This is a genomic window from Promicromonospora sp. NPDC050880, from assembly GCF_044456525.1.
Lineage (GTDB): Bacteria > Actinomycetota > Actinomycetes > Actinomycetales > Cellulomonadaceae > Promicromonospora.
The window spans coordinates 219,967-243,908 of the sequence record NZ_JBITFV010000002.1 but is presented as its reverse complement, the minus strand read 5'-3'; the positions used below and the strand labels follow the sequence as shown (position 1 = coordinate 243,908).

Below are 23,942 nucleotides of genomic sequence, written 5' to 3'. Positions count from 1 at the left end.
CGTGACACAGGACTCGCGGCCGCGTTCGCCGCTCGCGATGGTGCTGCTGGCGCTGCTCGCCGAGGAACCCATGCACGCCTACCGCATGCAGCGCCTGATCAAGACGCGGCGCAAGGACGACGTGGTCAACGTGGCCCGCAGCAACAGCGTCTACCAGGCGATCGAGCGGCTGCTGCGGGACGGCCTCATCGAGGTGCGCGAGAAGCTGGTCGCCGACACGGGCCCGGCCCGCATCGTCTACGCCCTGACCGACGACGGCCGCGCCGCCCTGAACCGCTGGATGGACGCCGCCCTCGCCACCCCCGCGCGGGAGTTCCCCGAGTTCCGGGCGGTGCTGGCGGTCGTGGCGATCACCGGCCCGGACCTGGTGGCCGACCGGCTCGCCGAGCGGGCCGAGGCGCTGGCGGCCACGCTGGACGTCGCGGAGCGCGAGGAGCGGACGAGCCGCGAGTGGGGTCTGCCCCGCGTGCTGCTGCTGGAGCACGAGCACCTCGTCGCGGTCACGCGGGCCGAGCTGACGTGGGTGAGCGGCGTGGTCGACGACCTGCGCTCCGGCGCCCTGACCTGGGACACCGAGGAGATGCTGGCCTCCCGCCCGCCGGAGTGACGGCCGGCCCGCCGGATCGAGCCACCGGCCCGCCGGGCGTAACATCCGAAGGTGTTCTTCCGGACCGTCGCCACCTCCGCCGCGTTCCTCGTCGTGCTCGCCGTGACCGGTGCCGTCGCGGGCCCCGCCTGGGAGCCGCAGCCCGTGACGGAGCACCTGCAGCCCGCCACGACGTCGACGGCGATCGGTGGCGCCTCGGCCGACGCCGGTGAGCCGGGGGACTACGAGGTGCGGGAGTCGCCCGTCGTCGTCGCGCTCGCCCCCGGGATCGAGGTGGGCGGGCTGCTGCGCGAACCCGTCGGGGCGCCGGACGGGCGCCCGGGCATCGTGTTCGTGCACGGCGCGGGCACCGGCAAGGCCGCCGACGCGTTCACGCTGGCCGCGACCGCGCTGGCCAGCGCGGGGATCACGACGCTGGTGCCCGACAAGCGGCTCGACACCTACACGACGCGGCACCGCGACTACGAGGCCATGGCCCGCGACTACGCGCGGTCGGTGGCCTACCTGCGCGACGTGCCCGGCGTCGACCCCGACCGCGTGGGGCTGTACGCCGAGTCGGAGGGGGCCTGGGTGTCGCCGGTGATGATGGTCGACGACCCCCGGCTCGCGTTCCAGATCCTCGTGTCCGCGCCCGTGGTGCCGCCCCGGCAGCAGGCCGCCTACGCCGTCGACAACTACCTGCGCAACACCGACGTGCCGGCCGGCGTGTTCCGCGCCATCCCGCGCGCCGTCGGCATGCGGCTGCCGGGCGGCGGGTTCGAGTACGCGGACTTCGACGTGCGACCGTGGCTCACGGAGCAGGAGGACCCGATCCTCGCCGTGTACGGCACCAAGGACGCCTCGATGCCGTTCGAGCAGGGCGCCCGGGAGCTCATGGCCGACGCCCCCGACGTGACCGTGCGGTTCTACGCGCACGCCAACCACGGCATCAACGTCGAGACGCCCGACGGCCTGGTGCTGCACCCGGACTTCGCGGCCGACCTCGCGGACTGGGTGCTCGGCCTGCCGGGGACGGCGTCCGCGCCGCCGCAGGTCGCCGGCGCCCAGCCCGAGCAGCTCTACCTCGCGTCCGCCGTGCCGCAGCCCCACTGGTACGGCGACGGCGACTGGCTCGTCGGGGTGGTGGTCACCGCCGGTGGGCTGCTCGTGGTCGGCCCTCTGCTCCTGGGCGGGGCCGCCCTCGCGGGCCGCGCCGCCCGACGTCGCCCGGGTCGCCCGGGTGCACGCCTCGCCGCCGGCCTGCGCGAGCCGCTGACGGGGCTCGGCGCCGGCGCCGCGGCCACCACCGTCGGCCTGGTCGCCTACCTCGCCGCCGTGGCCCGGCTCGCCCTCGACTACGAGAAGGACGCGCCGGTGGTCCAGGGCGGATGGATCGGCGTGCGCCTGCTCGGCATCGCGACGGTGGTCGCGGCGGCGCTCCTGGTCAACCGGCTCCGGGACCTGCGGGGCCGGCTGGTCACCGCGGTGGCGGCCGACGCGCCGGGCCGCCTCTCGGTCCACGAGACCCCGCGCGGCGGAGCCGTCGTCGTCCGCACCGGGTTCTGGCTCACCGTGCTCGGAGCGGCCGCGCTCCTGGTCACCCTGGCCTACTGGGGCGTCTACCAGCTCGGCATCTGACCCTCCTGCTCACGGGGCTCAGGAGCGAGCCGGCGCCGCGGCGGCACCGTGGAGGCGGTGCGCCACGACCTCCGGCAGCGCATCCGGGAGCCGGAGCTGACGCACCTGGTCCACGTGCGTCGTCGTCGCCAGCGCCGCGCTGTGCCCCGACGGGGCGGGCACGTGCGTCAGGTAGGGGCGCGGGTAGGGCAGCCGCGCCGACGGGTCGCTGGTCAGCAGCGTCGGGCGCGGGCCGGACACGTCCAGGTCGCGCAGCGGGATCGCCAGCCCGTGGCCCGTCAGCTTGGCCGTCGCCTCCTTGCGCGTCCACGACGCCAGGAGCGCGTCCGCGCGCTCCCGCGCCGGCAGCCGGCGCCACGCACGGCGCTCCGCCGGCGTCAGGGCGGCGGCTGCCAGGTCCTCCAGGTCGTGGTCCGCCGGGCGGGCGTCCAGGTCCGCGCCCACCCGGCCGTCGCCCACGACCGCCACCAGCACCCACGACCGCGTGTGCGAGACCGAGTACTCCAGGCTCGCGCCGGGTACGGAGGGGCGGCCGTGCTGCGGGTCACCGCAGCGTTCGCAGACCCGGTCCACGACGATCTCGTCGGGCGGCACCCGGAGATACCGCGCCAGGATCAGCCGCTGGGCGGCCCGCGACGTCAGGTGCACGTCCACAGCCTGCTCGTCCAGGCCCACGAGGTGCTCCCGATCCGGTACGGTCAGCAGGCGCGTCCAGGCCTCACGACGTCGGACCGGGACCAGCCAGACGTCGCAGGTGCGGGGTGCCGGTACGGCAGAAGGGTCCACTGCGTTCTCCTGTGACCTCGACGTATCGGCTGCCGCCGACGGTGACGTCCTGCGCACGGGTGAATGTGAGGGACGTGCGCAGAAATGCAGGTGTGACCGGACTCGCCGCGGTTCGGCCTGACAGGGCCTGCACCCAGCGGGTACAAACATCGGGGACCCCGCGCCGCCAGCCACACCTCCCCAGTCTCGACCAGCGGCGTTATCGAGGAGTGAACGGATGATGGACCAGCACGCCTCCGAGCGTGACGAGAGAACTTCGGCGGACGCCGCACCCGACGCGAACGGGGCACCGACCGAACGTCTCGGCCACGAGCACGTCGCGGTGCTCTCGCCCGAGGCCGGCGTCGAGGAATCGCCCGACGCGAGCCCCGCCGGTGCCGGCGCCTTCGACAACATCGCCGTGGCCGACTACGTGCGCGACGCCATCGCCGCGATCGCCCTGCTCGTGTCGCTCGCGCTGCCGTGGAACCTCGAGGACCGGTCCGCCGACCGTGTCGAGGTGGTGCTCGCCGTCGCGCTGTCCCTCGCCTCGCTGAGCCTGCCCTACCTGGCCCGCCTCGCCGTGCTGCCCGTGACCTGGACCGTGCACTCGACCCGACGGGCCCGCCTGCTCGCCGGGCTCCCGCTGGCGGTGATCGGCCTGCTGCACCTCGTCTTCGACGTCAGCTCCGGCACCGGCGTCGGCACCGGGCTGGGCCTCGCGCTGGCCGGTGCGGCGCTCGCGGCCACACCGCGCGACAGCGAGCTCGGCCCGGTCGAGCAGGACGGCGCGGTGCTGCGCGGCTGGCGGTTCGGCCTGGCGGGTGTCGGCGTGCTGATCGCCGTGGGCGCCGTCGCGTCGACCCTGTTCGCCGAGCTGGCCGACGGTGCCACCCTGGGTGACCGCCTGCTGGCACCCGTCTGGCTGGTCCTGGTGCTGGGCCTCGCCTGGCTCCTGGTGGGCGGCACCGTGCGGCACGACCGTCCCTCCCGGCTGGTGCTGGTGGCCGCCGGGTTCGTGCTCGCGCTGCTGTTCGTGTTCACCTCGGGCGACGCGCTGACCGGCCTGGAGTCCATGCGCCCCGGCGTCACGGACCCGAGCCGGTTCGGCCTCGTGCTCCTGCCGCTCGCCGCCGCCATCGCGGGTACGCCCGCCGTGCGCCGCGACCCGGAGGCCGAGGAGGACCTCAGCACCGAGCGGGCCGCCGGCGTCTGGGTGCGGGTGGCGATCCGCGCGTTCGACGTCATCGTGCTGCTCGCGGCGTGCAGTGCCCTCGCGGCGCTGGTGCAGCTCATCGACCCCGGCTTCATCGGGTCGGGCGCCGGCGTGACGCTGGTCGTGCGCCTGGTGCTCGGCGTGGTCGTGGCGGCCATCGCGTGGTTCGCGCGCCGGTCCCTGAGCCGCGACCCCGGCACGGGTCACGTGCCGGCCGTCGGCGCGGCCTGCGTGGCGGGCGTGCTCGGGCTCGTGGTCGTCATCGCGACGTCCGGGGCGAGCCTGGGCGTGAACCTCGGTGACCTGCTCATGGCGCTCGGCCTGCCGATCGTCGCGGCGTCGGCCCTGATGGTGCCGAAGGCGGTGCGCGAGCACTTCCAGACGGTCGGCATCGGTGGGGCGGCGGACGTCGACCGCAGCCAGGCGTACGTGTGGGCGCCGCAGCAGCCCAAGGGCGACAAGGCGCCGCCGGCCACGCTGCCGGAGGAGCCCGTGCGGTCCGCCCCCGAGCTGCGCCGGCCGGCCGAGCCGCGCCGGGTCACCTCGACCGGTGCCGTGCGCACCGTCGCCGGTGCCGCCGCGGCCCAGCGCGCCACGCCGCCCGCCCAGGCGGCCGGCGCGCAGGCCGCCGCCGCTCCGGGCACCGCCGAGGCCGACGCCGCACCGGCGTCGGGCGAGGTGCCCCTCAGTGCGATGCGCACCGTCGAGGACCTCCCGGCGGCGGGTGCTCCCGCGGCCTCGGTGGGCGAGACCGCGACCCTGCCGCCGGTGCGCCCGGGCGAGGCGTCCGGTCAGCCGGCCGCGGCGCAGCCCGGGGCGCGCGTCCAGCGCGTGGCCTCCGGTCAGCAGACGGCGCGGATCCGCCCGATGACGGGCCAGCAGGCCGTGACCGCCGGCGACGACGGGCAGGAGCACGTGACGCGCCCGGTGTCCGTCGGCCAGCCGCAGCGGACCGAGGCGGACCAGGGTGCGCGGGCCGGGCACACCGCCGTCATGCCGCCGGTGGGGGGCCGGTGGACCGCCGCGGTGGCGCTCGACCCGGCGACGCCGCTCGCGGACCTGGCGAAGATCGTGCAGGAGGCACCGCACCTGCGCCCGCAGGTCGCGGCCAACCCGTCGACCTACCCGGCACTGCTGGACTGGCTGGGCGCCCTGGGCGACCCGCAGGTCGACGCGGCCCTGCGCACCCGCCGCTGACTCCGCCCCGAGCCCGCCGAGACCTGGTGGCGCCGCCGAGACCCGGTGGCGTACGACCAGGTCTCGGCGGCGTCGTGGGGCGTGGGTCCGGATCGTGGGCCGGGTGGCGGGGACGGCGGCCGACGGGGGTAGAGTGACGGCGTGCGTCTCACGGTGATCCTTCTCCTTCGCTGCCGCGACGAGGCCTAGACAGGCCGGTCCCTCGTCGCGGAGGCTTGGTGTGCCGGCCAACCTCACCGAGCGAAGGACACATGATGGAGAACAGCATCACCGCCACCACCCCCGGCGGAGTTCACGAGACCGCGGTGCACGGCACCGCAGGCGGGATCATCGAGGACAACCCGCAGCAGACGTCGGGCATGCCGATCCAGAAGTACCGCCCGTTCCACGAGCAGATCCGCGTCGACCTCCCGGACCGCACCTGGCCCGCCAAGCGCATCGAGAAGGCGCCGCGCTGGTGCGCCGTCGACCTGCGGGACGGCAACCAGGCCCTCATCGAGCCGATGGACGCGGAGCGCAAGCTGCGCATGTTCGAGCTGCTGGTGCAGATGGGCTACAAGGAGATCGAGGTCGGCTTCCCGTCCGCGAGCCAGACCGACTACGACTTCGTGCGCAAGCTCATCGACGAGAACCGGATCCCCGACGACGTGGTGATCCAGGTGCTGACCCAGTCGCGCGCCCACCTGATCGAGCGCACCTACGAGGCCATCGCCGGCGCCAAGCAGGCGATCGTGCACCTGTACAACTCGACGTCGGTGCTGCAGCGGGAGGTCGTCTTCCGCTCCGACCAGGACGGCATCGTGGACATCGCGCTCGACGGCGCCAAGCTGTGCCGCAAGCTGGAGGAGACCGTCCCCGGCACGCGGATCTACTACGAGTACTCCCCGGAGTCCTACACGGGCACGGAGCTGGAGTTCGCCGTCCGCATCTGCAACGAGGTCATCGAGGTCTTCGAGCCGACGCCGGAGCGCAAGGTCATCATCAACCTGCCCGCGACCGTCGAGATGGCCACGCCCAACGTGTACGCGGACTCCATCGAGTGGATGAGCCGGCACCTCGCCCACCGCGAGAACGTGATCCTGTCGCTGCACCCGCACAACGACCGGGGCACGGCCGTGGCGGCGGCCGAGCTGGGCTACCTGGCCGGCGCGGACCGCATCGAGGGCTGCCTGTTCGGCAACGGTGAGCGCACCGGCAACGTCGACCTGGTGACGCTGGGCATGAACCTGTTCTCGCAGGGCATCGACCCGCAGATCGACTTCAGTGACATCGACGGCGTCCGCCGCACGGTCGAGCACTGCAACCAGATGCCGGTCCACGAGCGGCACCCCTACGTGGGCGACCTCGTCTTCACGGCGTTCTCGGGCTCGCACCAGGACGCCATCAAGAAGGGCTTCGAGCACATGGCGGGGCGCGCCGAGGCCGCCGGCGTCGGTGTCGACGACCTGGACTGGGGCGTGCCGTACCTGCCGATCGACCCGCGCGACGTGGGGCGGTCCTACGAGGCCGTGATCCGCGTGAACTCGCAGTCCGGCAAGGGCGGTGTGTCCTACCTGCTCAAGAGCGAGCACAACCTGGACCTGCCGCGGCGCCTGCAGATCGAGTTCTCGCACGCCGTGCAGAAGGTGACCGACGAGCAGGGCACCGAGGTGACCGGCGAGGACATCTGGCGCATCTTCACCGACGAGTACCTGCCGGTCGAGGACGGTGCGGAGTCGGGCCTGGAGCACTGGGGGCGGCTCACGCTGCGCGGCACCCGTGCCGTGTCGGCCGAGGGCGAGCAGGACACCCTCGAGGTGGACGTGACCGACCGTGGCCAGGAGCTGACCCTGACCGGTTCGGGCAACGGCCCCATCGACGCCTTCGTCAACGCGATCGCGCAGGTGGGCGTGGACGTACGGGTGCTGGACTACACGGAGCACGCCCTGTCCGAGGGCGGCGACGCCAGCGCGGCGGCGTACGTCGAGTGCGCGGTGGGCGACGACGTCCTGTGGGGCGTGGGCATCGACCCGTCGATCACGCTGTCGTCGCTGAAGGCCATCGTCTCGGCGGTCAACCGCGCGGAACGCACGCCCTCCTGACCCGAAACTGTTGAGTGCTGGATATTCGCCCTCTTTCGCGCGTCAGAAGGGCGAATATCCAGCACTCACGGGCTTGGGTCAGTTGAGGCGGGTGTACGTGGCCTCGTAGCCTGCGGCCGTCTCCGTGTAGGTCGTGTCGTCGCAGGTGTAGTCGAGCTGCGGGGTGCCGCCGCTCGGCTGGTACTCGCGGCTCTCGTCACCGATCGCCTTGACCACCGTGACGTCGCTGTGGTCGACCCCCGTGGTCGTCAGGACGCCTCCCTCGGTCCGGATCGGGTAGGTGGCCGTACCGGTCCACGTCTCCGTGTACTCGCCCGCCGAGGTCGGGGCGCGCAGCGGCTCGGCGTCGTCGTAGTGCACCAGCTCCGTCCCGTCCGGCTGGAACTCCGTGACCCGGCCCTCGAAGCCCGTGGCCTCGACCGTGTCCTCGCCGAGCCGGACCTGGGCGGTCAGCTCGTCCAGCCGCCAGCTGCCCACCAGGCACTCGTCGATCACGGCGGACGCCGAGGGGGAGGCCGACGCCGTCGTCGGGCCGCCCTCCGGGACGCCGGAGGGCCAGCCGAGGGCGAGCGCCGTGGCTCCCGCCCCGACCACCAGCACACCGGCCGCCGCGGCGATCCAGGTGATGGGCCGGGACAGCAGCCGGCGGCGGGGCGCCTCCGGCTCCGGCGCGGGATCCGGGGCGGGTTCGGCAGTCTCGGCCTTGAGCACGGTCGCGTCGTCGTCGCGCAGGGTGGTCGCGTCGTCGTCGAGAGGTACGACGTCGGGGCCCGCCGTGATCTTGGTGGTCGCCGCGCGGAACCCGGCGGGGATCTCGTTGACGAAGTCGAGCACCTCCTGCACCCCGGGCCGCTCCTCGGGGTCCTTCGCGAGGCAGGCCTGGACCAGCGGCAGGAGCCATGCGGGGCAGGTGCTGAGGTCCGGGTCCTCGTGCACCACGCGGTAGTAGACGACGGTGGTGTCGCCCTCGCCGAAGGCGCGCTGCCCGGTCGCGGCGTAGAGCGCGACGGCGCCGAGCGCCCAGATGTCCGCGGCCGGTGAGGACACGCTCCCGCGCACCTGCTCGGGCGCCATGAACGACGGCGTGCCGACCTTGAGGCCGGTGCGCGTGAGCGACGTCGAGTCCGACGCCTGGGCGATGCCGAAGTCGATGACGAACGGCCCGTCCTGGCCGATCAGGATGTTCGACGGCTTGAGGTCACGGTGCACGATGCCGGCCTGGTGCACGGACCGCAGGGCCTCGGCCACGCCGGCGAGCACGCGCCGCACGTCGGCCTCGGGCAGGGGACCGTTCGCCTGGACGACGGCGGTCAGCGACGGGCCCTCGACGTACTCGACCGCGAGCCAGGGCTGGTCGCCGTCCGGATCGGCGTCGATCAGGGTGGCGAGGAACCGGCCGCGCACCTTCATCGCCGCGGCGGCCTCCCGGCGGAACCGGGTACGGAACTCCGGGTCCTGCACGTACTCCTTGAGGATGGCCTTGACGGCGAGCTTTCGTCCGGTACGGGTTTCTGCGAGGTAGACCACTCCCATTCCGCCCGCGCCGATGCGGCCGAGAAGCTGGTAACCGCCCAGCTCCTGCGGATCGTTCGGGTCGAGCGGGTGGATCTGCGGGGCTGCCCCTGAGCCTGGCACGATCATGGGGGAAACATACCCGATATCCTTGAATTCACCCGACATTTCCGTCACTGTGGATCGGAATCTGCGTCGAGTAGAGCGCCGGATTCCAGAACTACCAGATACAGGGGGACACATGAAGAGGAAGTTCGTGAGCCGGGCGCTGCCGTCCGCGATCGTCGCGGGCGGCCTGCTGGTCGCGGGCACGATGTCCGCGGCCGCGGCCGACGAGACGTCGCCGAAGGTCGAGCAGTCACAGGGCGGCCTCGGCGGGCTCCTCACGGACACCGTCGACGCGGTGGTCGGTGAGGACGGCGTGGTGGACACCACGCTGACCCAGGTGACGGACACCGTCGGCCAGGTCACCAAGGAGGACGGCGCCGTCGACGACACGGTCCAGGGCGTGACCGGCGTCGTGGACTCAGTCGCGGGCAAGGACGGCGCCGTGGACGACGTGGTCAAGGGCGTGACGGGCGGCGGTGCCGCCGAGGCGACGACGCCGGCCGTCAAGGCCGATGCCGCGCCCAACGCGGGCGGCCCGGTCGAGGACGTCGTGGGCGGCGTCACCGGTGCGCTCACCGCGGTGGCGGGGGAGGACGGCGCCGTCGACGACGTGCTCGGTGCCGACGGCCCCGAGCAGGGCGTGACCGACAACCTGCCCGCCGAGATCATCGACGACGTGGGCTCGATCGGCGAGAACCTCGGCAGCGGTGACGTGCCGGGTGTGATCGGCGGCGTGGGCGGCCCCGACGGCGTCGTCGACGACCTGCTGGAGAGCCCCTCCTACGCGAACAACCCGGGGGGCGAGAACCCCGGGGACGGCGGTGACGACGACGGTTCCGGTGACGGCGGTTCGGACGGCGGCTCGGGCGCGGGCTCGGACGACGGTTCCGGCATCGTCCCGATCGGCAACGGCGACGGCACGGGATCCGGCAGCGGGATCGACCCGCTGGCGCCCATCGGCGCCGACGGCGAGGCCCAGGCGCCGGGTGCGCTGGCCGAGACCGGGGCCCAGGCCGCGGGTGCCGCCGCGGTGGCGCTCGGCCTCACGGCTGCGGGCGCGGCGATGATCCGCGCGCGGCGCCGGATGCTCGAGGTCCAGGACTGACACCGTCCTGACCGACAGGTCCGCCCCGGCCGTCCGGTCGGGGCGGACCTTTTTCCTGCGGTCCGCCTGTGCCTTCCCGGGTTACTCTCAGGCCATGAACTGGCTGGTCACGATCAACTTTCACCCCGACCGGCTGGTCGCCGACGGGAGCGAGACCCTCGTCGAGCGGCTCGCGCACGACGGCGTCTGGCGCTCCCAGTTCGAGACCGGCACCAGCAACGGCGGTCTCACGGCCCACGAGGGCGGCGACCGGTGGCGCTGGGAGCAACGCATGTTCGACGGCCGGTACGACGCCGCGCCGCCGCACGAGCGCCCGCGCTACGGCGCGCTGAACCACCGGGACCGGGCCGCGGGCGGCGCGGTCCGCTTCGGGTCGGCCCACCTGCGGCTGCGCCCGCACGTGCTGGAGCGCACCACGTTCTGCTACCCGGACTCCGTCTTCGACCCCGAGCACTTCGCCGCGAGCGACCCGGCCCCGCTGGTGGCACTGGCGGACGCCGACACCGCGCTCGGCACGCACGACGTGCTCGACGACTACGTCGAGGCCCAGGTGCACGGCCCGGTCACGCTGGCCGACGACGTCGAGGCGCTGGTGCTGGACCCCTGCTACCGGGACACCCCGGTCGCGGAGGCAGCCGGCCGGCTGGGCGTCGCCGTCGAGTGGCACCACGGGTTCCGGCTGCACGTGGACGAGCTGGCCCGCCGCCCGGAGTTCCGGGGCCCGGCGATCGTGGAGGTGGCGCGCAAGGTGGCCGCCGGTCACACAACCGACGGCCGCCTGGACGCCCGCGTGGTGGGCGAGGCCGTGCGGGCCGGCGAGCACGACACCCAGGACCTCAAGAAGGTGTGGCACCACCTGGCGCGCTGGGGCGGGCGGTAGCGGCGGCCGGCGGGCGGCGCACCTCGTCTGCCGGCTCCTCCGGCGCCTGCCGTGCCGGCCGGGTCAGCAGCACGCCGGTCAGGCTGACGGCGAACCCCGCCACGGTGAGCAGCGGCAGCTCCTCGCCGAACATCGCCCAGGCCCACGCGGCCGACACCGCCGGGGTCAGGTACAGCCACGTGCTCACCGCCACCGGACCGCGGGTGCGCTGCACGTACAGGTACATGCCGTAGCCGCCCAGGAACGCCAGGCACACGAGCCAGGCGACCGCGAGCCAGAAGACCGGGTCGGCGGGCGGTGCGGCCTGCCCGCCGGCGAAGGCCACCACGGTGAACGCCGCGAGGGCGGCCGTGCTCTGCACGGTCAGCGAGTCGAGCACGTCGTACTGTCGCTCCTGCGGGGGACCGGGCGCCGGCCACAGGCTGCCGAGCAGCGTCGCGGTCGAGAGCGACAGCATGCCGCCGAGCGCCCAGAGCGCCCCCGCCGCACCGGTCCCGGCCACGGAGCCCGGCCCGACGGCCAGCGCGACGCCCACGAACCCGACGGCGAGGCCCACCGCCTGGCGGCGCCCGCCGGCGGGCCCGGACCCCGAGCCGCGCCGCAGCCCGGCCAGGGCGACGGCGACCAGCGCGGGCTGCAGCGACGCGAGCAGGGCAGCGGTGCCGGCGGGTAGCCCCTCCTCGACGGCACGGAACACGCCGTACAGGTAGCCGGCCTGGCCGAGGAGGCCCAGCGTGGCCTCGCGGCGCAGGTAGCGGATCCCGTACCGGCGCCGCAGGACCAGCACCACCGCCACCATGAGCGGTGCCGCGACGACGTAGCGCCACAGGAGGGTCGTGGTGGCGGGCGCCGTCGGGGCGGCGAAGGTGGCGCCCACGAACCCGGAGCTCCACAGCACGACGAGCAGGCCAGGGGCGAGGCGGTGCAGGAGGCTCTGTCTCATACGATCCAGGTAACCACACAGGTCGGTATACTCGCAGTGCACCGACCGATGCCCGGGCAGGACGACGAGGGAGGCTCCGATGCCACGACGCAGCCCCAACCCGCACACGGCCGCGGGCGAGCGGATCCTCGTCACCGCGAGCCGGCTGTTCTACGAGCGCGGCATCCGCGGCGTCGGCGTGGACCTCATCGCGGACGAGGCCGGGGTCACCAAGAAGACGCTCTACGACCGGTTCGGCTCCAAGGACGAGCTGGTGGCCGCGTATCTCACCCGGCGCCGGGAACGGTGGAACGCGTGGTTCGGCGAGCGCCTCGCCGCGCGGGTCGCTGACGGGGCCCGGCCGGGCGCGGAGCAGGTGCTCGCCGCGCTGGAGATCTCCGAGGAGTGGGCGCAGGACAACGCGCGGGGTTGCGCGTTCGTCAACGCGCACGCCGAGATCGGCGGCATCGACCACCCGGGCAACGCAGTGGTCCTCGCCGACAAGCAGCACATGCTCGGCGTGTTCACCGACCTGCTGCGGCAGGCCGGCCATCCCGGCGCGGAGCGCCTCGGCGCCCAGGTGCACCTGCTCTACGAGGGGGCGATGGTCGCGCACACGACCCGGGCGCAGCCCGACGCGTTCGTCACCGCGCGCGAGGCGGCCCGGGCGCTGCTCGCCCCGCCGGCCTGACCAACCGGTCCGACGCCCGGCCCTGGGCGAGGCGGCTACAGTCGCCCCGTGCACCAGCAGACCATCCTCCAGCCCGGCACCGCCCGCACCGACCGGGCCGCCTACCTGCCCACCTCCGTGGAGACGGCGTACTGGGGCCGCCTGCCCTGCGCCGCCGACACCGCCGTGCTCGCGGTGGACCCCGGTCAGGAGGTGGTGGTCGACACCCTGTCCCACGAGGGTGTCCTGGAGGACCAGGGCGGGGACCCGCTCGCGTACTTCGCGGAGCGCGGCGTGCCCGAGGACGCCGTGCTGGCCGACGCCGTCGAGCTGGCCACGGCCCGCCGCTCCCGGCTCGGCGACCGCACCCCGGGCCTGCCCGGGGTGCCCGGTGCGCACGGCGGCCACGTGGTGACCGGGCCGGTCGAGGTGCGCGGTGCCCGGCCGGGCGACCTGCTGGCGATCCGGGTGCTGGCCACGGAGCCGCGGGTGCCGTACGGCGTGATCTCCAACCGGCACGGCCGCGGTTCCCTGCCGGACGAGCTCCCGGCCGGCGGGGTCGACGTCGTGAGCGTCTTCGCGCAGGTGGACACGTGGGCCGACGGCGCCGGGCGCGGCTCGATCCCGCTCGCGGAGGGTTCCGCGGCCCGGGTGGGCTTCGACCTGCACCCGTTCCTCGGCATCATGGGCGTGGCCGCGGCCGGGGACGAGCGGCCGCACTCGGTGCCGCCCGGGCCGTTCGGTGGCAACCTCGACATCAACCTGCTGGGTGCCGGGTCCACGCTGTACCTGCCGGTGCAGGTCGCGGGCGCGCTCGCCTACGTGGGCGACCCGCACTTCGCGCAGGGCGACGGCGAGGTGGCGCTCACGGCGTTCGAGGCCTCGCTGCGGGTGCGGCTCGCGTTCGACCTGATCCCGGCACCGGACGCCGTCGCCGCCTTCGGGGAGCTGGCCGGGCCGCTCGCCGAGACCGCCGACCACCTGGTCCCCACGGGACTGGACGCCGACCTCGACGTGGCGGTGCAGAACTGCGTGCGCGCCGCGATCGCGCTGCTGGGCGTGCGGTACGGGATGTCGCCGGCGCACGCCTACGCGTACCTGTCGGCGGCGACGGACTTCGACATCTCGCAGGTGGTCGACGTGGTCAAGGGCGTCCACGCGCGGATCCGCAAGGCGGACTTCCCGGGGTAGGCCCGGCGCCCGCGGCGCCGGCGGCCTGGCAGCATGTGCGCATGACCCTCGATCCCAGCGTGTGGCGCGTCCGTCCCGAGCCCGGGCCGCTGGTCCGCCCGACCGGCTCCGGCCTGCTCGACGGCGAGACCGTCGCGGTCAAGGACCTGTTCGCCGTCGCCGGGCAGCGGATCGGCGCCGGGAACCCCGCCTGGCTCGCGGCCGCTCCGGTCGAGGAACGGCACGCCGACGCCGTGGGCCGGCTCCTGGACGCCGGGGCGGCGCTGGCCGGCATCGCCCGGACCGAGGAGTTCGCGTACTCGCTGACCGGCGCCAACGCGCACTACGGGACGCCGCCCAACCCGCGCGCGCCGGGGCGGATCAGCGGTGGCTCGACGTCGGGCCCGGCGACGGCGGTCGCGGCCGGTGAGGCGAGCGTCGCGCTCGGCACCGACACGGGCGGCTCGGTGCGCGTCCCGGCCGCCTACCAGGGGCTGTGGGGCGTCCGGCCGACGCACGGCGCCGTGGCCGACGGGGGCCTGCTGCCGCTCGCGCCCACCTTCGACACGGTGGGCTGGCTCGCCCGCGACGCCGGCACGCTGACGCGGGTGGGCCAGGCGCTGCTGCCCGACGACGCGGCCCCGCTGCCCGGCCCGGCCGCGCTCGTGACGAGCGACGCCCTGCTCGGGCTCGCCGCGCCCGAGGTGCGCGACGCCGTCGGGCAGCGTGCCGCGGACGCCGGGGCCGTGGCCGTCGACTGGGCGCCCGAGCCCGGCTGGCTCGCCGCGTTCCAGACCCTTCAGGCGGCGGAGGCGTGGGTCGTGCACGGTGCGTGGCTCGCCGACCGGATGGACACCCTCGGGCCCGCGGTCAGGGCCCGGTTCGAGCGGGCACGGTCCGTGGGGGCGGACGAGGCCGCCGCGGCCCGGGCCGACGTCGCGCGCGCCCGGGAGCTGATCCGGGAGCGGCTGGGGGAGCGGGTGCTGGTGCTTCCGTCGGCGGCGTCGGTCGCGCCCCGGCCGCAGGAGGCCGAGGCGGCCCGTGCGGCCACGATGCTGCTGACCTGCGTCGCGGGGATCGGTGGCCTGCCTGCGGTGTCGGTGCCCGTGCCGACGGCGGGCGGTCTCCCGGCCGGCGCGTGCCTCGTGGGCCCGGCGGGTTCCGACCGGTCGCTGCTGCACCTGGCGGCACGGCTGGCGGGATAGCCCGTCGCACCCGGTGGGCGCCGGTGTGCGAGTGGCGCCGTCCGGCGTGACGGTGGAGGGGACAGCACCGGACGGGAGAAGGATCATGACCCACTCCACCGCTTCTCGACAGGCCCGCGGTACCCACCAGTGGCTCGCCCTCGTGATCGGCGTGGTCTACCTGCTGGTCGGCATCGCGGGATTCCTCGTGACCGGCTTCAGCGGCTTCACCGAGCACGACCACGGCCAGACGCTGCTGGGCTTCGCGATCAACCCGCTGCACAACATCGTGCACCTGGTCATCGGGCTCCTGGGCATCAGCCTCTGGGGCACCTCGGGCGGCGCCCGCACCTTCGGCTGGCTCCTCCTGGTCGGGTACGGCGCGGCCTTCGTCTACGGCCTGTTCGCCGTCGGCAACCCGGAGATCAACTTCCTCAACATCAACACCGCCGACAACTGGCTGCACGGCCTGAGCGCGCTGGCCGGCCTGCTCATCGCGGTCTGGCCCGCGCGGGCCCGGGCCGTCGAGCAGCCGGGCACCACGGAGACGCTGCCGCGCGACGTCAGGTGAGACGAGCCGCGGGGTCCACGGGCGGGCGAAGATTTACCTCGCTGAAACGCGCGTCTCATCGCGGGGGACAGTTTGAAACTAGGTTTGTCCCGTGGACCTCGCGACCTTCAACGCCCTGCCCGCCGCCGAGGCGGCGTCGGCAGTCCGCCCGTGCGCCGACATCGGCGCGTGGGTGGACGACGTCGTGGCCGGCCGGCCCTACCGCTGCCGTGACTCCCTGCTGTTGCACGCGATGCGGGCCGCCGCCGACTGGACCGGCGACGACGTGGACGCCGCCCTCGCGCACCACCCGCGGATCGGCGAGCGGGCCACGGGCGACAGCGTCGAGGCGCGCCTGTCCCGGGGCGAGCAGCCCACCGCGGCCGAGGCCACGGCCGCGCGGATCGCCGCGGGCAACGTGGCCTACGAGGAGCGGTTCGGCCGGATCTTCCTGGTCCGGGCCGCCGGGCGCACCGCCGAGGAGATCCTCGCCAACCTGACCGAGCGCCTGGCCAACGACCCCGCCACCGAGGCGCTCGTGACCGCCGAGCAGCTCCGGCAGATCGCGCTGCTGCGGCTGGAGGCGCTCGTCGAGCCGGACGAGGTGGACCCCGCGGCCGAGCCGGACGGGGCGGACCGATGACGACCGCCTCGTCCCACGTGCTCGACGCCGCCCGCGGTCTGCCCGCCGCTGGCCTCGCGGTGACGCTCGTCCCGGCGTCCGGGCCCGGTGCCCCCGCGGACGACGGCGCACCGCCCGCCGCCCGCCACGCCGTCACCGACGCCGACGGCCGCGTCGCCTGGGGCGAGGTCGCCCCGGGCCGGCACGTCCTGACCTTCGCCGCCGGCGACTGGTTCGCGGCACAGGGCCGGGACACGTTCTTCGGGCAGGTGGTGCTCGACGTCGTGCTCGGACCCGACCACACGCACGTGGCCCTCCTGCTCAGCCCGTTCGCCTACACCACCTACCGAGGGAGCTGAATGTCGATAGTCCTGGGGCCCAACCAGTACGGCAAGGCGGAGGTGCGGCTGGTCCGGGTGGACCGTGACACGGCGCGGCACCGCCTCACCGACCTGACCCTCACCGCCCAGCTCCGCGGCGACTTCCGGGCCACGCACGAGTCCGGCGACAACACCGGCGTCATCGCCACGGACACGCAGAAGAACACGATGTACGCGTTCGCGCGCGACGGCGTGGGCTCGCCCGAGACGTTCCTGCTGCGGCTGGCGCGGCACTTCCTGGCGGAGCCGCAGGTGACCGGCGGGCGCTGGCTCGCCGAGCAGCACGGCTGGGAGCGGATCCCGGACGGCCCCGACGGGCACGACCACGCGTTCGTGCGGGGCGGGGCCGAGCGGCGCACGGCGCTCGTGCACGCCGATTCCGACGGCCTGACGGTGCTGGCCGGGCTGCGGGACGCGACGGTGCTCAAGTCCACGGGCTCGGAGTTCTCCGGCTTCCCGCGCGACCGCTACACCACGCTGCCCGAGACCGACGACCGGATCCTCGCGACCGACGTCACGGCCTGGTGGCGCTACGCGCCCTCGTTCACCGGCACCGCCACGCCCGCGCAGTACGACGAGCGGTTCGCGGCGGTGCGCTCGATCCTGCTGGAGACCTTCGCCCGGGTGCACTCCCTGGCCCTGCAGCAGACGGTGTTCGCGATGGGCCGGGCCGTGCTGGAGGCCTACCCGGACATCGCCGAGATCCGGCTGTCCTGCCCCAACAACCACCACTTCCTCGTGGACCTGGAGCCGTTCGGCCTGGACAACCCGGGCGAGGTGTTCTTCGCCGCGGACCGGCCGTACGGGCTGATCGAGGCCACGGTGCAGCGGTCGCAGGACGACGGGGAGCACCCCGCGTGGTCGAGCGTCGGGGGGCTGCTGTGAGCGGGAGCATCGTGGTCGCCTCGGAGCAGGTCCTGGTCGAGGGCGAGCTGCGCCCGGCCGTGCTGCGGATCGAGGGCGACCGGATCGACCAGGTGTGGTGGGGCACGTCCGACCCGGACGCCGTGCTGCGCCCCGCCGACGACGTGCTGGGCGGCGAGGTGCTCGGCGGCACCCCGGAGCCCCCGCCCGAGGTGGTCGCGCTGGGCGACCGGGTGCTGCTGCCCGGTGTCGTGGACACGCACGTGCACGTCAACGAGCCGGGCCGCACCGCGTGGGAGGGCTTCGCCTCCGCGACCCGCGCCGCGCGGCTGGGCGGTGTCACCACCATCGTGGACATGCCGCTCAACTCGATCCCCGCCACCACCACGGTCGAGGCGCTGGAGATCAAGCGTGCCGCCGCGGAGGCCGTCCGCGCCCGGGGCGAGCTGCACTGCGACGTCGCGTTCTGGGGCGGCGCGGTACCCGGCAACGCCGACCACCTGGAGCCGCTGTGGGACGCCGGCGTGCTGGGGTTCAAGTGCTTCCTCGCCGACTCGGGGGTGCCGGAGTTCCCGCCGCTCGGGCCGCAGGAGCTGCTCGACGCGATGGGCCGGATCGCCTGGTTCGGCGGCCTGCTGGTGGTGCACGCCGAGGACCCGGCGGTGCTCGCCGCGGCGCCGCACGCGCCGTCGCGCGCCTACGCGGACTTCCTGCTGTCCCGTCCGGACGAGGCCGAGACCGCCGCGGTCCGCACGCTGCTCGACGCCGTCCGGGAGACCGGCACGCGCACGCACGTGCTGCACGTGTCCTCGGCGAAGGTGCTCGACCTGCTGGCCGAGGCCAAGGCGGAGGGCCTGCCCGTGACGGCGGAGACGTGCCACCACTACCTGACGCTCGCCGCGGAGGACGTGCCTGACGGCGACTCCGCGTACAAGTGCTGCCCGCCGATCCGCGACCGCGGCAACCAGGACGCCCTGTGGGACGGGCTGCGCGAGGGGATCCTGGACTGCGTGGTCAGCGACCACTCGCCGGCGACGGCCGAGGAGAAGTACCGGGGCGCGGCCCCGGGCGAGGCGGACCTCCAGGCCGCGTGGGGCGGCGTGGCGGGGCTCCAGCCCGGCTTCCTCGTCCTGGCCGACGCCGCCCGGCGCCGGGGCGTGCCGCTGGCCGACGTCTCCCGCTGGACCACCGCGCACACCGCCGCGCTGGTGGGCCTGGACCGGGGGCCGCGGCCGAAGGGCGTGATCGCCGAGGGCGCCGCGGCCGACCTGGTCGTCTACGACCCGGACGCCACCACGACGTTCCGCGCGGCCGACCTGGCCCACAAGAACAAGGTCACGCCGTACGACGCCCGGACGGTCCGGGGCGGCGTCACCGCGCTCCGGCCCGCGCCGGGGCGGCTGGTCAGGAGGCCCGCATGACCCAGATCCACCCACCCGCCCGGCTGCTCATGGGGCCCGGGCCCGTCGACGCCGACCCGCGCGTGCTGCGCGCCATGGCCGCGCCGCTCGTGGGGCAGTTCGACCCCTTCATGACCGACACGATGACCGAGGCCATGGCGCTGTGGCGCACGGTCTGGGACACCGCGAACGAGCAGACGTTCCTCGTGGACGGCACCTCGCGGGCCGGTATCGAGGCGGCGCTCGTGTCCCTGCTGGAACCGGGCGACCGCGTGCTCGTGCCGGTGTTCGGCCGGTTCGGGCACCTGCTCGCGGAGATCGGTGCCCGCGCCGGGGCCGAGGTGCACACGATCGAGACGGAGTGGGGCACGGTCTTCGACCCGGGGCAGATCGAGGAGGCCGTGCGGCGCGTGCGGCCGCGCGTGGTCGCCGTCGTGCACGGGGACACCTCCACGACCATGGCCCAGCCGCTCGCGGAGCTGGGCCGCATCGCCCACGACCACGACGCCCTGCTGTACGTGGACGCCACCGCCACGCTCGGCGGCAACCCGTTCCACACCGACGAGTGGGGTGTCGACGCGGCGACCGCCGGGCTGCAGAAGTGCCTGGGCGGGCCGTCGGGCAGCGCGCCCGTGACGCTCTCGCCCGCCGCCGTCGCCGCCGTCGACCGGCGCAAGCACGTCGAGGCGGGGATCCGCACCGAGCACGACGTGGCGCCGCACGGTAGCCCGATCGTGTCGAACTACCTCGACCTGGCGCAGATCATGGACTACTGGGGCCCGCGCCGGCTCAACCACCACACCGAGGCCACGTCGATGCTGTACGCGGCGCGCGAGTGCGCCCGGGTCCTGACCGACGAGGGCATGGCGGCCGCCGTCGCCCGGCACGCCCGGCACGGCGCCGCGATGCTTGCGGGCGTGCGGGGGCTCGGCCTGGAGGTGTTCGGCGACGTCGGGCACAAGATGCACAACGTGGTGGCCGTGCGCATCCCCGACGGCGTGGACGGCGACGCCGTGCGCGGCGCTCTCCTGGACGACTTCGGCATCGAGATCGGCACCTCGTTCGGGCCGCTGCACGGCGTGGTCTGGCGCATTGGCACGATGGGTTTCAACGCCCGGCGCGACGCCGTCCTGACCACCCTGGCGGCGCTCGAGCACGAGCTGCGCCGCGCCGGCTTCGCGACCCCGCCCGGCGGCGGGGTGACGGCGGCCCTGGCCGAGTACGAGGCCGCCCGATGACCGGCACCGCGGCCTGGGTGCTGGACCGGTGCGACGACCTGACCCGGTACTCCGCCCGGGAGGACGCCCTGGAACGTGTCTACCTGTCGCCCGAGCACTCCGCCGCGAACACGGTGGTCGCCGCCTGGATGCGCGAGGCCGGCCTCGACACCGAGACCGACGCCGCCGGGAACCTCTGGGGCCGCCGCGCCGCCGCCGGTGCGCCCCAGCGTCCCGCCACACCGGGCGAGCCCGCGCTCGTGCTCGGCTCCCACCTCGACACCGTGCCCGACGCCGGGCGGTACGACGGCATGCTCGGCGTGGTGCTCGCCATCGCCGTCGCGCACCGGCTGCGCCACACGGTGCTGCCGTTCGCCCTGGAGGTCGTGGGGTTCTCCGACGAGGAGGGCACGCGGTTCGGCAAGGCGCTGCTGGGCAGCTGTGCCGCCTCCGGCCAGTGGGACGCGGCCTGGTGGGAGCAGACCGACGCCGACGGCGTGACCCTGCGCGAGGCCTTCACCCGGTTCGGCCTGGACCCGGGCCGCGTGGGCGACGCCGCCCGCCGTCCGCAGGACCTGGTCGGGTACCTGGAGACGCACATCGAACAGGGTCCCGTGCTGGAGTCGCTGGACCTGCCGCTCGCGTACGTCACCACGATCGCGGGGGCGCGGCGGTTCGTGCTCACCGTCACCGGCGAGGCCAGGCACGCGGGCGGTACCCCGTTCGCCCGGCGCCGGGACGCGCTGGTCGCCGCCGCGCACCTCGTCACCCGGATCGAGGAGCTCGCGGTCGCGGCCGGCTGCCTCGCCACCGTGGGCGACCTGCACGTGCAGCCCGGTGCCGTCAACGTCATCCCCGGCCGGGCCGAGCTCACCCTGGACCTGCGCGGCCGCACCGACGCCGACCGGGACGCCCTGTGGGAGCGGATCGCGGCCGCCGGGCAGGAGATCGCGCGCGAGCGGCGCGTGACGTTCGAGCACACCGAGACCCACCGGGCCCCGTCGACCACCTGCGACAGCCGCCTGTCGGCGGCGGTCGCCAGCGGGATCGCGGCCGTCGTGCCCGGCCTGGACCCGGCACTGCCCGGGGCGCCGTCGGACGGTGCGGCGCCCGCCCGGGTCCCCGGCCTGTGGAGCCCCGCGGGTCACGACGGCATGGCGATGGCCGCCGTGACCGGCGTCGGCATGCTGTTCGTGCGCTGCCGGGACGGGATCAGCCACCACCCCGACGAGCACGTCGAGCTCGCGGACGTCGAGGTGGCGCTCGACGCCTGCACGCAGGCCGTCCTCGCGCTCGCCCACCAGGAGGCCCGATGACGTCCGTCGCCACGCCGCTGGAGGAGCGCGTGGCCAGCGCCTACCGCGAGCTGTCCCCGCAGGAGCGCCGGGCCGCCGACGCCCTCCTGGACCACCTCGGTGACCTCGGCACCTACCGCGCCACGGAGCTCGCCACCCTCGCCGGGGTGTCGAAGGCGACGATGAGCCGCCTGTTCCGCAAGCTCGGCTACGACGACTTCGAGGGGCTGCGGGCGCACCTGCGCGCCCGTCGCGGGCGAGGCCTGCCGATCGCCGTCGAACCGCCGCCCGGCCTGCGCGAGCGGCTGGAGCAGGAGATCAAGAACCTCCAGAAGGCGTACACCCTGCTCGACGAGGGCGTGCTCGACGACATCGCCGCGGCGCTCGCGACGGCGGGCGACGTGGTGGTCGTCGGCCGCCGGGGCTCCCTGGGGCCGGCCACCCAGCTGAGGCGCAACCTGGTCCAGGTGCGCGGGCGGGTGCACCTGGCGCCCGCGCCCGGCCAGTCCCTGGCCGACGACCTCGTCGGGCTGGGCCCGCAGGACGTCGTCGTGGTGGTCTCGATCCGGCGCCACGCCTTCCGGGTGGCCGAGATGGTCGAGTCCCTGCTGGCCGACGGCGTCCGCGTGCTCCTGCTCGCCGACTCCAGCCTGCGCCACCTGTCCGGCGTCGTGACCTGGTGGATCGAGTGCCCCATCACCACGCGGGGCGCCTTCGACTCGATGGTGGCGCCCGTGAGCGTCGTGGCCGCCCTCTCGGACCGCGTGCACGAGCTGCTCGACGGCGCCGGCAGCCGTGTCGACGCGATCGACGCCCGGTACGCGCTGCTGCGCGAGATTGACGAGGGCTGACCGCATGGACCTCGACGTCGACACCGTGCGCGTGGCCCGGAGCCGCGCGGACTGCGTGCTGCGGCCCGGCGAGACGTTCCTGGGCGGGGGCACCTACCTCTACTCGGAGCCCGTCCCGCCCGGGGTGACGGGGCTCGTGGACCTCACCGGCCTGGGCTGGGAGCCCTGGTCGGTGGACGGGTCGGGACTGCGCGTGGCCGGCACGTGCACGCTGGAGGAGCTGCTGGCGGGGCCCGGCGGGCTCGGGGTGCCCGGGCCGTACCGTGCGCTCGGGATCGTGGCGCCGTGCGTGGCGGCGCTGACGCTCTCGGCCAAGGTGGCCCGCACGGCGACCGTGGGCGGCAACCTGGCGCTCGGCCTGCCCGCGGGGTCGATGGCGGGGCTGTTCGCGGCGCTCGCGGCCCGGGCGGTCGTGTGGACGCCGGACGGCGGGACGCGCGAGGTACCCGTCGCCGACCTGGTCACCGGGGCCGGCGTCGTCGCGCTGTCGCGTGGTGAGGTGCTCCGCGAGGTGCTGGTCCCCGAGGCCGTGCTCCGGCAGCGCACGGCGGTCCGGCGCGCGTCGCTGACACCGACCGGGCGTACGGCCGCCATGGTGACCGGCCGGGCCGGCGAGGACGGCGCGTGGCTCACCCTGACCGGGTCGGTCGCCCGGCCGCTCGGCCGCGCCGTCCGCGACCACGAGGCGCTGGACCGCTGGATCGACGCGATCGACGCGTCCGGCCCGCTCGACGCGTCCCCGCTCGACGCGTCCGGCCCGCTCGGCGCGTCCGGCCCGCTCGGCGCGTCCGGCCCGCTCGGCGCGTCCGGCCCGCTCGGCGCGTCCGACGCGATCGGCGCGTCCGGCGCGATCGGTGCGATCGGTGCGTCCGGTCCGGGCGGTGCGGGCGGCTGGTACGAGGACACGCACGGGAGCCGCGCGTGGCGTGCCGCGATGACCCGGCGGCTCGCGCACGAGGTGCTCGACGACCTGGGAGACCCGACATGAGCACCCGTGGGGACCGCGTCGGACACCCGAAGGTCTGCGCGGCCGGCGTGGCTGGTGTGGCTGGTGTGGCTGGTGTGGCTGGTGTGGCGGGCGCGGCCGGCCGCCGGCGGGTGTGCGCCGCGCAGATGCGTTGCTGTGCGTCGACAATGTCTACTCCCTGCAACCCACCTGCGCGGGGAGACATCTCCCGGAGGCGCTCCCGGGCTCGCACGAGGGCGGCCGCATGAGGCTCGACGGCACCGACGTCACGGCCGAACCCCGCCCCGGCCAGTGCCTGCGCACCTACCTGCGGGAACAAGGCGCCACCGCCGTGAAGAAGGGGTGCGACGCGGGCGACTGCGGCGCCTGCACCGTGCTGCTCGACGGCGCCCCCGTGCAGTCGTGCCTGGTCCCGGCGCACCGGGCCGCCGACGCCGAGGTGGTGACCGCCGCGGGCCTGGGCCGGTTCGGGCCGGGCGGTGACCCCGCCGCGGACGACGAGCACCTGCACCCCGTGCAGCGCGCCTTCGTCGAGGCGGCCGGGTTCCAGTGCGGGTTCTGCACGGCCGGCATGGTCTGCACGGTCGCGGGGACGCCGGAGCTGGCCCAGGAACGCACCGGACACCCGCCCGCCGCCCCGAGCCCAGCCGCTCCGAGCCCCGCCGTCCCGAGCCCCGCCGTCCCGAGCCCCGCCGTCCCGAGCCCCGCCGTCCCGAGCCCCGCCGTCCCGAGCCCCGCCGTCCCGAGCCCCGCCGTCCCGAG

22 protein-coding genes are annotated in these 23,942 nt (G+C 75.0%); 19 read left to right on the top strand and 3 right to left on the bottom strand.

Translation table 11 applies throughout. The features are described 5' to 3' along the window. Window position 1: 1 nt before the first annotated feature. The gene (locus ACIBBF_RS04990) at window positions 2–607 is read left to right on the top strand and encodes a PadR family transcriptional regulator (RefSeq protein ID WP_397411118.1); all 606 of its coding nucleotides are present in this window, start codon (window positions 2–4) and stop codon (window positions 605–607) included. A gap of 51 nt (window positions 608–658) precedes the next feature. Beyond that, window positions 659–2,224 (top strand): alpha/beta hydrolase family protein, encoded by a 1,566-nt coding sequence (locus tag ACIBBF_RS04985; protein WP_397411116.1) that lies wholly within the window; start codon window positions 659–661, stop codon window positions 2,222–2,224. 18 nt (window positions 2,225–2,242) lie between these two features. Here the strand turns inward: ACIBBF_RS04985 and ACIBBF_RS04980 are convergent, their stop codons facing one another. Next, entirely contained in the window at window positions 2,243–3,010 is a 768-nt protein-coding gene (locus ACIBBF_RS04980) for a 4'-phosphopantetheinyl transferase family protein (protein ID WP_397411114.1), read from the bottom strand. Window positions 3,011–3,227: 217 nt separating this feature from the next. Here ACIBBF_RS04980 and ACIBBF_RS04975 point away from each other — a divergent pair, with 217 nt between their 5' ends. Then, entirely contained in the window at window positions 3,228–5,402 is a 2,175-nt protein-coding gene (locus ACIBBF_RS04975; RefSeq protein ID WP_397411113.1) for a hypothetical protein, read from the top strand. A 251-nt stretch (window positions 5,403–5,653) separates the two neighbouring features. Further along, window positions 5,654–7,483 carry a 2-isopropylmalate synthase gene (gene leuA / locus ACIBBF_RS04970; RefSeq protein WP_397411111.1) on the top strand — a complete coding sequence of 610 codons (1,830 nt, stop codon included), beginning with the start codon at window positions 5,654–5,656 and terminating at the stop codon, window positions 7,481–7,483. A 78-nt stretch (window positions 7,484–7,561) separates the two neighbouring features. Here the strand turns inward: leuA and ACIBBF_RS04965 are convergent, their stop codons facing one another. Further along, window positions 7,562–9,124: a serine/threonine-protein kinase gene (locus ACIBBF_RS04965; protein WP_397411109.1), complete on the bottom strand. Its 1,563-nt coding sequence runs from the start codon at window positions 9,122–9,124 to the stop codon at window positions 7,562–7,564. Window positions 9,125–9,236: 112 nt separating this feature from the next. Between ACIBBF_RS04965 and ACIBBF_RS04960 the strand changes: the two genes are divergently transcribed. Together ACIBBF_RS04960 and ACIBBF_RS04955 are read left to right on the top strand one after the other, a co-directional pair. Further along, on the top strand, window positions 9,237–10,208 hold the full coding sequence (locus tag ACIBBF_RS04960) for a hypothetical protein (RefSeq protein WP_397411107.1): 972 nt from the start codon (window positions 9,237–9,239) through the stop codon (window positions 10,206–10,208). A 94-nt stretch (window positions 10,209–10,302) separates the two neighbouring features. After that, window positions 10,303–11,088, top strand: a complete 786-nt coding sequence (locus tag ACIBBF_RS04955) for a DUF3626 domain-containing protein (protein ID WP_397411105.1) — start codon at window positions 10,303–10,305, stop codon at window positions 11,086–11,088. Here the strand turns inward: ACIBBF_RS04955 and ACIBBF_RS04950 are convergent. Next, on the bottom strand, window positions 11,045–12,031 hold the full coding sequence (locus tag ACIBBF_RS04950) for a DMT family transporter (RefSeq protein WP_397411103.1): 987 nt from the start codon (window positions 12,029–12,031) through the stop codon (window positions 11,045–11,047). The genes ACIBBF_RS04955 and ACIBBF_RS04950 overlap by 44 nt on opposite strands. Before the next feature lie 79 nt (window positions 12,032–12,110). Here ACIBBF_RS04950 and ACIBBF_RS04945 point away from each other — a divergent pair, with 79 nt between their 5' ends. The 13 genes from ACIBBF_RS04945 to ACIBBF_RS04885 form a co-directional block, all read left to right on the top strand. Beyond that, on the top strand, window positions 12,111–12,701 hold the full coding sequence (locus ACIBBF_RS04945; RefSeq protein ID WP_397411101.1) for a TetR/AcrR family transcriptional regulator: 591 nt from the start codon (window positions 12,111–12,113) through the stop codon (window positions 12,699–12,701). A gap of 48 nt (window positions 12,702–12,749) precedes the next feature. Next, window positions 12,750–13,871, top strand: a complete 1,122-nt coding sequence (locus ACIBBF_RS04940; RefSeq protein WP_397411099.1) for an acetamidase/formamidase family protein — start codon at window positions 12,750–12,752, stop codon at window positions 13,869–13,871. Window positions 13,872–13,912: 41 nt separating this feature from the next. After that, window positions 13,913–15,055, top strand: a complete 1,143-nt coding sequence (locus ACIBBF_RS04935; RefSeq protein ID WP_397411097.1) for an amidase family protein — start codon at window positions 13,913–13,915, stop codon at window positions 15,053–15,055. Window positions 15,056–15,140: 85 nt separating this feature from the next. Continuing rightward, window positions 15,141–15,605 (top strand): DUF4383 domain-containing protein, encoded by a 465-nt coding sequence (locus tag ACIBBF_RS04930; RefSeq protein ID WP_397411095.1) that lies wholly within the window; start codon window positions 15,141–15,143, stop codon window positions 15,603–15,605. Window positions 15,606–15,696: 91 nt separating this feature from the next. Next, window positions 15,697–16,227 (top strand): 2-oxo-4-hydroxy-4-carboxy-5-ureidoimidazoline decarboxylase, encoded by a 531-nt coding sequence (gene uraD, locus ACIBBF_RS04925; RefSeq protein ID WP_397411093.1) that lies wholly within the window; start codon window positions 15,697–15,699, stop codon window positions 16,225–16,227. After that, on the top strand, window positions 16,224–16,565 hold the full coding sequence (locus ACIBBF_RS04920; protein ID WP_397411091.1) for a hydroxyisourate hydrolase: 342 nt from the start codon (window positions 16,224–16,226) through the stop codon (window positions 16,563–16,565). Before uraD ends, ACIBBF_RS04920 begins: the two co-directional genes overlap by 4 nt. Continuing rightward, complete coding sequence (pucL, locus tag ACIBBF_RS04915; RefSeq protein ID WP_397411089.1) at window positions 16,566–17,471, top strand: factor-independent urate hydroxylase; 906 nt, start codon at window positions 16,566–16,568, stop codon at window positions 17,469–17,471. Further along, entirely contained in the window at window positions 17,468–18,871 is a 1,404-nt protein-coding gene (allB, locus tag ACIBBF_RS04910) for an allantoinase AllB (protein ID WP_397411087.1), read from the top strand. The genes pucL and allB overlap by 4 nt, the downstream gene beginning before the upstream one ends. Continuing rightward, a complete protein-coding gene (locus ACIBBF_RS04905; RefSeq protein ID WP_397411085.1) occupies window positions 18,868–20,088 on the top strand; it encodes a pyridoxal-phosphate-dependent aminotransferase family protein in 1,221 nt (406 codons plus the stop codon). Before allB ends, ACIBBF_RS04905 begins: the two co-directional genes overlap by 4 nt. Further along, window positions 20,085–21,383 (top strand): Zn-dependent hydrolase, encoded by a 1,299-nt coding sequence (locus ACIBBF_RS04900; protein WP_397411083.1) that lies wholly within the window; start codon window positions 20,085–20,087, stop codon window positions 21,381–21,383. Before ACIBBF_RS04905 ends, ACIBBF_RS04900 begins: the two co-directional genes overlap by 4 nt. Further along, window positions 21,380–22,213, top strand: a complete 834-nt coding sequence (locus ACIBBF_RS04895; RefSeq protein WP_397411081.1) for a MurR/RpiR family transcriptional regulator — start codon at window positions 21,380–21,382, stop codon at window positions 22,211–22,213. The genes ACIBBF_RS04900 and ACIBBF_RS04895 overlap by 4 nt, the downstream gene beginning before the upstream one ends. Before the next feature lie 4 nt (window positions 22,214–22,217). Continuing rightward, window positions 22,218–23,201: an FAD binding domain-containing protein gene (locus ACIBBF_RS04890; protein ID WP_397411079.1), complete on the top strand. Its 984-nt coding sequence runs from the start codon at window positions 22,218–22,220 to the stop codon at window positions 23,199–23,201. Between the two features lie 223 nt (window positions 23,202–23,424). Next, window positions 23,425–23,942 (top strand): (2Fe-2S)-binding protein (locus ACIBBF_RS04885; RefSeq protein WP_397411077.1); only part of this gene is annotated, 518 nt, incomplete at its 3' end.